The following is a 6,162-nucleotide window of genomic DNA, read 5'->3' on the forward strand; positions in this document are numbered from 1 at the left end:
GGCTGACCGATTCGCCGAGGGCCCGGCCGACGAGATAGCGCGCCAGCGCCCACCGGCTGACCGGCGAGCCCTGCTCGAAGGCACCGACGTCATAGCCGACCGGATCGTCTGGATCCGGCTCGGCGGGCAGCGCGGGCTTCACAGCTACCGACGGTACCGGGACTCCCGCCGTTGAGTGGTGCGGGGCGCTAGGCCGAGACGGCGGACGGGCCGAGCAGGGCCTTGAGGTCGCCCATCAGGGCGGCCGACGGCGTAACCCGGTAACTGTCGCCGAGCCGGAGCAGGTGCTCGCGCTCGCCGTTGACCAGGCGCAGGTGCACCTCGGTGGTGCCGGGGTGCGTGGCCAGCACGTCGCGCAGCCGGTCGACCATCGGCGGAGTGCAGCGCGCGGGCGCCATCGTGACGATGACCGGCCCGCGCGGCTGCGCGCTGGTGTCGAGCAGGGTCAGGTCACTGCCGATCAGTTTGACCGTGTCCTCGCGGGCGTCGGTGCGCCCCTTGATCGCGACGATGGCGTCCTCGGCGATGCTCAGCGCCACCTGGGCGTAGCTGGTCGGGAAGAACATGACCTCGATCGAACCCTCGAGATCCTCGAGCACGACCTGGGCCCACGGGGCGCCCGCCTTGGTGACGCGCCGGTTCACCGAGGACAGGATGCCCGTCAGCGTCACCGATCGCGGTTCGTCGCTCGCCTCGGCGTGCACGGCCGCGATCGTCAGGTCGGCGCAGGCGCCCAGGATGTGCTCGAGCCCGAACAGTGGGTGGTCGGAGACGTAGAGCCCGAGCATCTCGCGCTCGAACTGCAGCAGCACCTTCTTGTCCCACTCCCCCGGCGGGACGCGCACCGCGAAAACGTCGTCGGCGGGACCGGCGTCGCCCAAGGTGCCGAACAGGTCGAACTGGCCAACCGCCTCGGCCCGCTTGGTGTCGAGCACCGCATCGACGGCGGGCTCGAAGATGTTCATCAGACCGCGGCGCGGGTGGCCGAGCGAGTCGAAAGCGCCACCCTTGATCAGCGCCTCGATGGTGCGCTTGTTGCAGACCACAGCGTCGACCTTGCGCAGGAAGTCACCGAAGTCGGCGAACTCCCCCTTGCCTCGCCGGGTGGCGACGATTGAGGTCACGACGTTGCTGCCGACGTTGCGGATCGCGGTGAGGCCGAAGCGGATGTCGGTGCCGGTCGGGGTGAACTGGGCATCGGAGGAGTTGACGCACGGCGCGAGCACCGTGATGCCCATGCGGCGGCACTCGGCCAGGTAGACCGCGGACTTGTCCTTGTCGTCGCGCACCGAGGTGAGTAGGGCCGCCATGTACTCGGCCGGATAGTTCGCCTTGAGGTAGGCCGTCCAGTACGAGACGACGGCGTACCCGGCGCCGTGGCTCTTGTTGAAGCCGTAGTCGCAGAACGGCAGCAGGGTGTCCCAGAGCGCCTTGACCGCGGGTGCGGAGTAGCCCCGCTCGAACATGCCGGCCGAGAACGCGGCGTACTGCTCCTCCAGTTCCTTCTTCTTCTTCTTGCCCATCGCGCGCCGCAGCAAGTCGGCGCTGGCGAGCGAGTAGCCCGCGACCCGTTGCGCGATGGCCATGACCTGCTCCTGGTAGACGACCAGCCCGTAGGTCTCGCCCAGGATGCCGCGCAGCGGCTCGTCGAGCTCAGGGTGGATCGGCACGACCGGCTTGCGGCTGTTCTTGCGGTCGGCGTAGTCGTTGTGTGCGTTCGTGCCCATCGGGCCGGGGCGGTAGAGCGCGATGACTGCAGTGATGTGGTCGAACAGGTCCGGGCGCATCGCGCGGAGCAGGGCACGCAGCCCGCCGCCGTCGAGCTGGAAGACGCCCAGGGTGTCACCGCGGGCGAGCAGGTCGTAGGTGGCCTGATCGTCGAACGGGAGCTCCTCGATGAGGATCGTCTCACCGCGGTTTGCCTTGATGTTCGCGAGCGCGTCGTCGACGATGGTGAGGTTGCGCAGGCCGAGGAAGTCCATCTTGAGCAGGCCGAGCGCCTCGCAGGTCGGGTAGTCGAACTGCGTGATGATCGCGCCGTCCTGCTCGCGCTTCATGACCGGGATCGTGTCCATCAACGGGACGCTGGACATGATCACCGCGCACGCGTGCACGCCCCACTGCCGCTTGAGACCCTCGAGCCCCTTCGCGGTCTCGACGACCCGCTTGACCTCCGGGTCGGCCTCGCACAGGCCACGGAACTCGCCGCCCTCGCCGTAGCGCTTGTCGGTGCTGTCGAAGATCTTGCTGAGCGGGACGTCCTTGCCCATCACCGAGGGCGGCATCGCCTTGGTGATCTTCTCGCCCATCGCGAACGGGTAGCCAAGGACCCGCGATGCGTCCTTGACGGCCTGCTTGGCCTTGATCGTGCCGTAGGTGACGACCTGCGCGACCCGGTCGTCGCCGTACTTGTCGGTGACGTAGGCCATCACCTCCCCGCGCCGGCGCTCGTCGAAGTCGATGTCGATGTCGGGCATCGAAACGCGCTCAGGGTTGAGGAACCGTTCGAAGAGCAGGCCGTGCTCGAGCGGGTCGAGCCCGGTGATCCGCATGGCGTACGCGACGAGCGAGCCCGCGGCGGAGCCACGCCCCGGCCCGACGCGGATGCCCTGCGCCCGAGCCCAGCCGATGAGGTCGGCGACGACCAGGAAGTAGCTGGGAAAGCCCATCTGCAGGATCATCGCGACTTCGTAATCAGCGCGCTTGCGCACCGCGTCGTGGAGCCCGCCCGGATAGCGGATCGCCAGGCCGCTTTCGACCTCCTTGACGAACCAGGAGTTCTCGTCCTCGCCCGGCGGCACCGGGAACTGCGGCATCAGGTTCACGCCTTCGGTGAACTCGACGTTGCAGCGCTCGGCAATCAGCAGCGTGTTGTCGCACGCCTCACGCAGGTCGTGCTTGTCGGCCCACAGCGAGCGCATCTCGGCGGGTGACTTGAGGTAGAAGTCGCGGCCGTCGAACTTCAAGCGGTTCGGGTCGGCCATCGTCTTGCCCGACTGCACGCACAGCAGCACCTCGTGGGTGTCGGCGTCGTCGGCGTGGGTGTAGTGCAGGTCGTTGGTGGCGATGATCGGAAGCTCGAGATCGCGGGCCAGGCGCAGCAGGTCATCGCGGACGCGGGTCTCGATGCCCAGGCCATGGTCCATCAGCTCGAGGAAGAAATTGCCGGCCCCGAAGAGGTCTCTGAATTCAGCAGCACTCGCCCGGGCTCGCTCGTAATTGCCGATGCGCAGCCAGGTCTGGATCTCGCCGGACGGGCAGCCTGTCGTGGCGATGAGCCCGCTTGCGTACTGCGACAGCAACTCGCGGTCGGCGCGCGGCTTGTAGAAGAACCCCTCCAGGCTGGAGCGGGACGACAGCCGGAACAGGTTGTGCATGCCGACGGTGTTCTCGGCGAGCAGGGTCATGTGGGTGAACGCGCCGCCGCCGGACACATCGTCCTCGCCGCCACCCGACCAACGCACTCGCGAGCGGTCATAGCGTGAGGTATTCGGAGTGAGGTAAGCCTCCATGCCGATGATCGGCTTCACGCCGACCGCGGTGGCCTTGGTGTAGAAGTCGTGCGCGCCGAAGACGTTGCCGTGGTCGGTCATTGCGAGCGCCGGCATGCCCATCCGGGCGGTCTCGGCGAACAGCTCGGTGAGCCGCGCGGCACCGTCGAGCATGGAGTACTCGGTGTGTACGTGCAGGTGCACGAACGAGTCGGTGTCGCAAGATGCCACGGTCGCGCCGGCCCCAATCCTGTGTCAGTTCAGTTGTCGCTGCGGTCGCCTCGATTCTCACACCCCGCACCGACGACGCTCGGCGTGTCGTCGTTGTTCCGGCAGGCGTGTCTCTCGACGTCAGGCTGAGGGTCGGTCCTCGCCAAGGGTCGGTTGCGGCTAAGGGGCGGTCCTGGTCCGCTGGCCGGGGCAGTTCGTGTTCGGAAAAGCGCAGCGACGGTTAGCCGGGAGCGCATCGGGTCGACCTGCCGGCTTGCGGTCTCGCTCGCCTCACCTGCCCGTCGGTTGCGCAGGAAGATCACCTCACGGCCCGCTCAGGCGGCATGATCGATGTCTCGTCGCGAGATGAGATCAACTTGAGAGAACGCCATAAGAAATAAGGGGAAAGTGTCCCTGATTCTCTTGACAAATCATTCCACACGCACGATAATAGATTACATGTTCGATTGGTTGGAGTCAGCGGAAGCCATAACCGCGCTCGCCCGGCTGCGTGCTGCCCGAGCCGACGTTTTGGCCCTGCCGCTTACCCGTCTCACCGACGACGATCTGCTCGGCGTCCTGCGCGAACTGGAGACCGACGCCCGCCGTTCGGTCGTGGCCGATCACGCCCTGATCGCCCAACTCGAGTCCCGCGGCACCGCCCACGAACACGCCTGCCGGAGCACCGCCGTCCTGCTTAGTCACGCCCTGCGGATCAGCCCCACCGAGGCGATCGGCCGAGTGCTGGCCGCTGCCAGCATGGGCCCGCGGCTCGGACTGACCGGCGAGCCGCTCGCGCCACAGTTCGAGGCGGTCGCGACCGCGCAAGCCTGCGGTGCGATCTCGCCGACACACGCCCGGATCATCACCGACACCGTCCAGGCGCTGCCCGCCGTGGTGCAAGCCGAACACCATGAGTCTGTGCAGGAGTTCCTCGTCGAGCAGGCCCACCTCCTGAACCCCCGGCAGTTGGCGCAGGTCGCGCACCGGCTGCGCGACACCCTGGACCCGGACGGAACCCTGGCCGACGAGCGGGACCGGCACCGTCGCCGCGACCTGCGGATCCGGCGCCGCTCGGACGGTTCCGCGCACGTCGAGGGTGAGCTGACCGCGCTCTGTGCCGAGGCCCTGCTCACAACGCTGGAATCCCTCGCCAAGCCCGTCCCAGCCGAAGACGGCGCGAAACATCCCCGCACCGCCGGGCAACGGCTGCACGACGCACTGCACGACGCCATGCTGATGGCCCTGCGCTGCGGTCAACTGCCCGACTGCGGCGGGTTCGCCGCCACGATCCTGCTCACCATGAGCCACGATCAGTTCCTGAGCGGCGCCGGGCTGGTCACCACCGGCCACGGAGCCCACATCAGCGTGACCGAGGCAATGAACCTGTTCGGCGACGCCCGCGTGATGCCAGTCGTCCTGGGAAAGACCCGCGAGATCACCGCCTACGGATCAACCCACCGCATCTTCACCGAAGGCGCGCGCCTGGCCATGATCGCCCGCGACCAGGGCTGCTCCTTCCCTGGGTGCACCGCCCCGCCGGTCCTGTGCCAAGCCCACCACATCACCGACTACGCCCTCACCCGCCGAACATCCGTCGACGACGGAACATTGCTCTGCGGGTTCCACAGTGATGATGTGTTGGTGCAGTCCGGTCCGGGTCTGACCCTGGATTTCATTGACGCGTGAGCTGTCTTTCGTGTGGATCTGTCGGCTCGGTCCGGGCTGCATGCAGCAGGTGCGCACCAGTCGAACGGCCGTGACCTGATAGGAGCTTGCTCGAGCTCATCACTGTGCTGTCCGACCGCCCGACCGGTGCTCGCCATCCCAGCAGTTACGAGGCGACAGGACGGCGGTATCCAGCATGACAACACAAACGCGCGATGTCATCGGCGGCGTGGACACCCACGGCGCGACCCACCACGCGGCAGCTCTGAACGCGACCACCGGCAAGCTACTCGGCGACCGAGAGTTCCCGGCCACACCGGCGGGTTACCGCCAACTGCTGGACTGGCTGGGATCCTTCGGCCAGGTGACCCAGGTCGGCATTGAGGGCACCGGCTCCTTCGGTGCGGGCTTGTTCCGTTACCTCGACGCCGCCAGCGTCACCGTGATCGAGGTCGACCGGCCCAACCGCCGTGACCGCCGCCGACAAGGCAAGTCCGACCCCCTCGATGCCATCGGCGCCGCCCGCGCCGTGCTGGCCGGCACCGCCACTGCGACACCCAAGCCCCGCACCGGCCCGGTCGAGGCGATCCGGGTGCTGCGCACCACCAGGGCCAGCGCCGTGAAGGCACGCACAGCGGCGATCAATCAGATCACCAGCCTGATCTTCAGCGCCCCCGACGAGCTACGTGCCAGCCTGACTGGGCTCACCCGCACCGCCCGGATCACCCGCTGCACGCGCCTGCGCATCGATCAGAGCGCCCTGGCCGACCCGGCCGTCGCCACCCGCGCCGCG

The 6,162-nt window shown here is 67.9% G+C and carries 3 protein-coding genes; 2 read left to right on the forward strand and 1 reads right to left on the reverse strand.

The annotated features are described in order from the left end of the window. Positions 1-188: 188 nt before the first annotated feature. Positions 189-3,722 carry a DNA polymerase III subunit alpha gene (gene dnaE, locus VIM26_RS14190; protein WP_331952263.1) on the reverse strand — a complete coding sequence of 1,178 codons (3,534 nt, stop codon included), beginning with the start codon at positions 3,720-3,722 and terminating at the stop codon, positions 189-191. A gap of 387 nt (positions 3,723-4,109) precedes the next feature. On the opposite strand from dnaE, the gene VIM26_RS14195 reads away from it, so the two are divergent. Both VIM26_RS14195 and VIM26_RS14200 read left to right on the forward strand, forming a co-directional pair. Further along, a complete protein-coding gene (locus VIM26_RS14195; RefSeq protein WP_331952265.1) occupies positions 4,110-5,390 on the forward strand; it encodes an HNH endonuclease signature motif containing protein in 1,281 nt (426 codons plus the stop codon). A 208-nt stretch (positions 5,391-5,598) separates the two neighbouring features. Next, the coding region (locus tag VIM26_RS14200; protein ID WP_331952267.1) for an IS110 family transposase at positions 5,599-6,162 on the forward strand (564 nt) is incomplete at its 3' end.

This window comes from Pengzhenrongella sp. (assembly GCF_036565025.1).
In the GTDB taxonomy this organism is placed as follows: Bacteria; Actinomycetota; Actinomycetes; order Actinomycetales; family Cellulomonadaceae; genus Pengzhenrongella.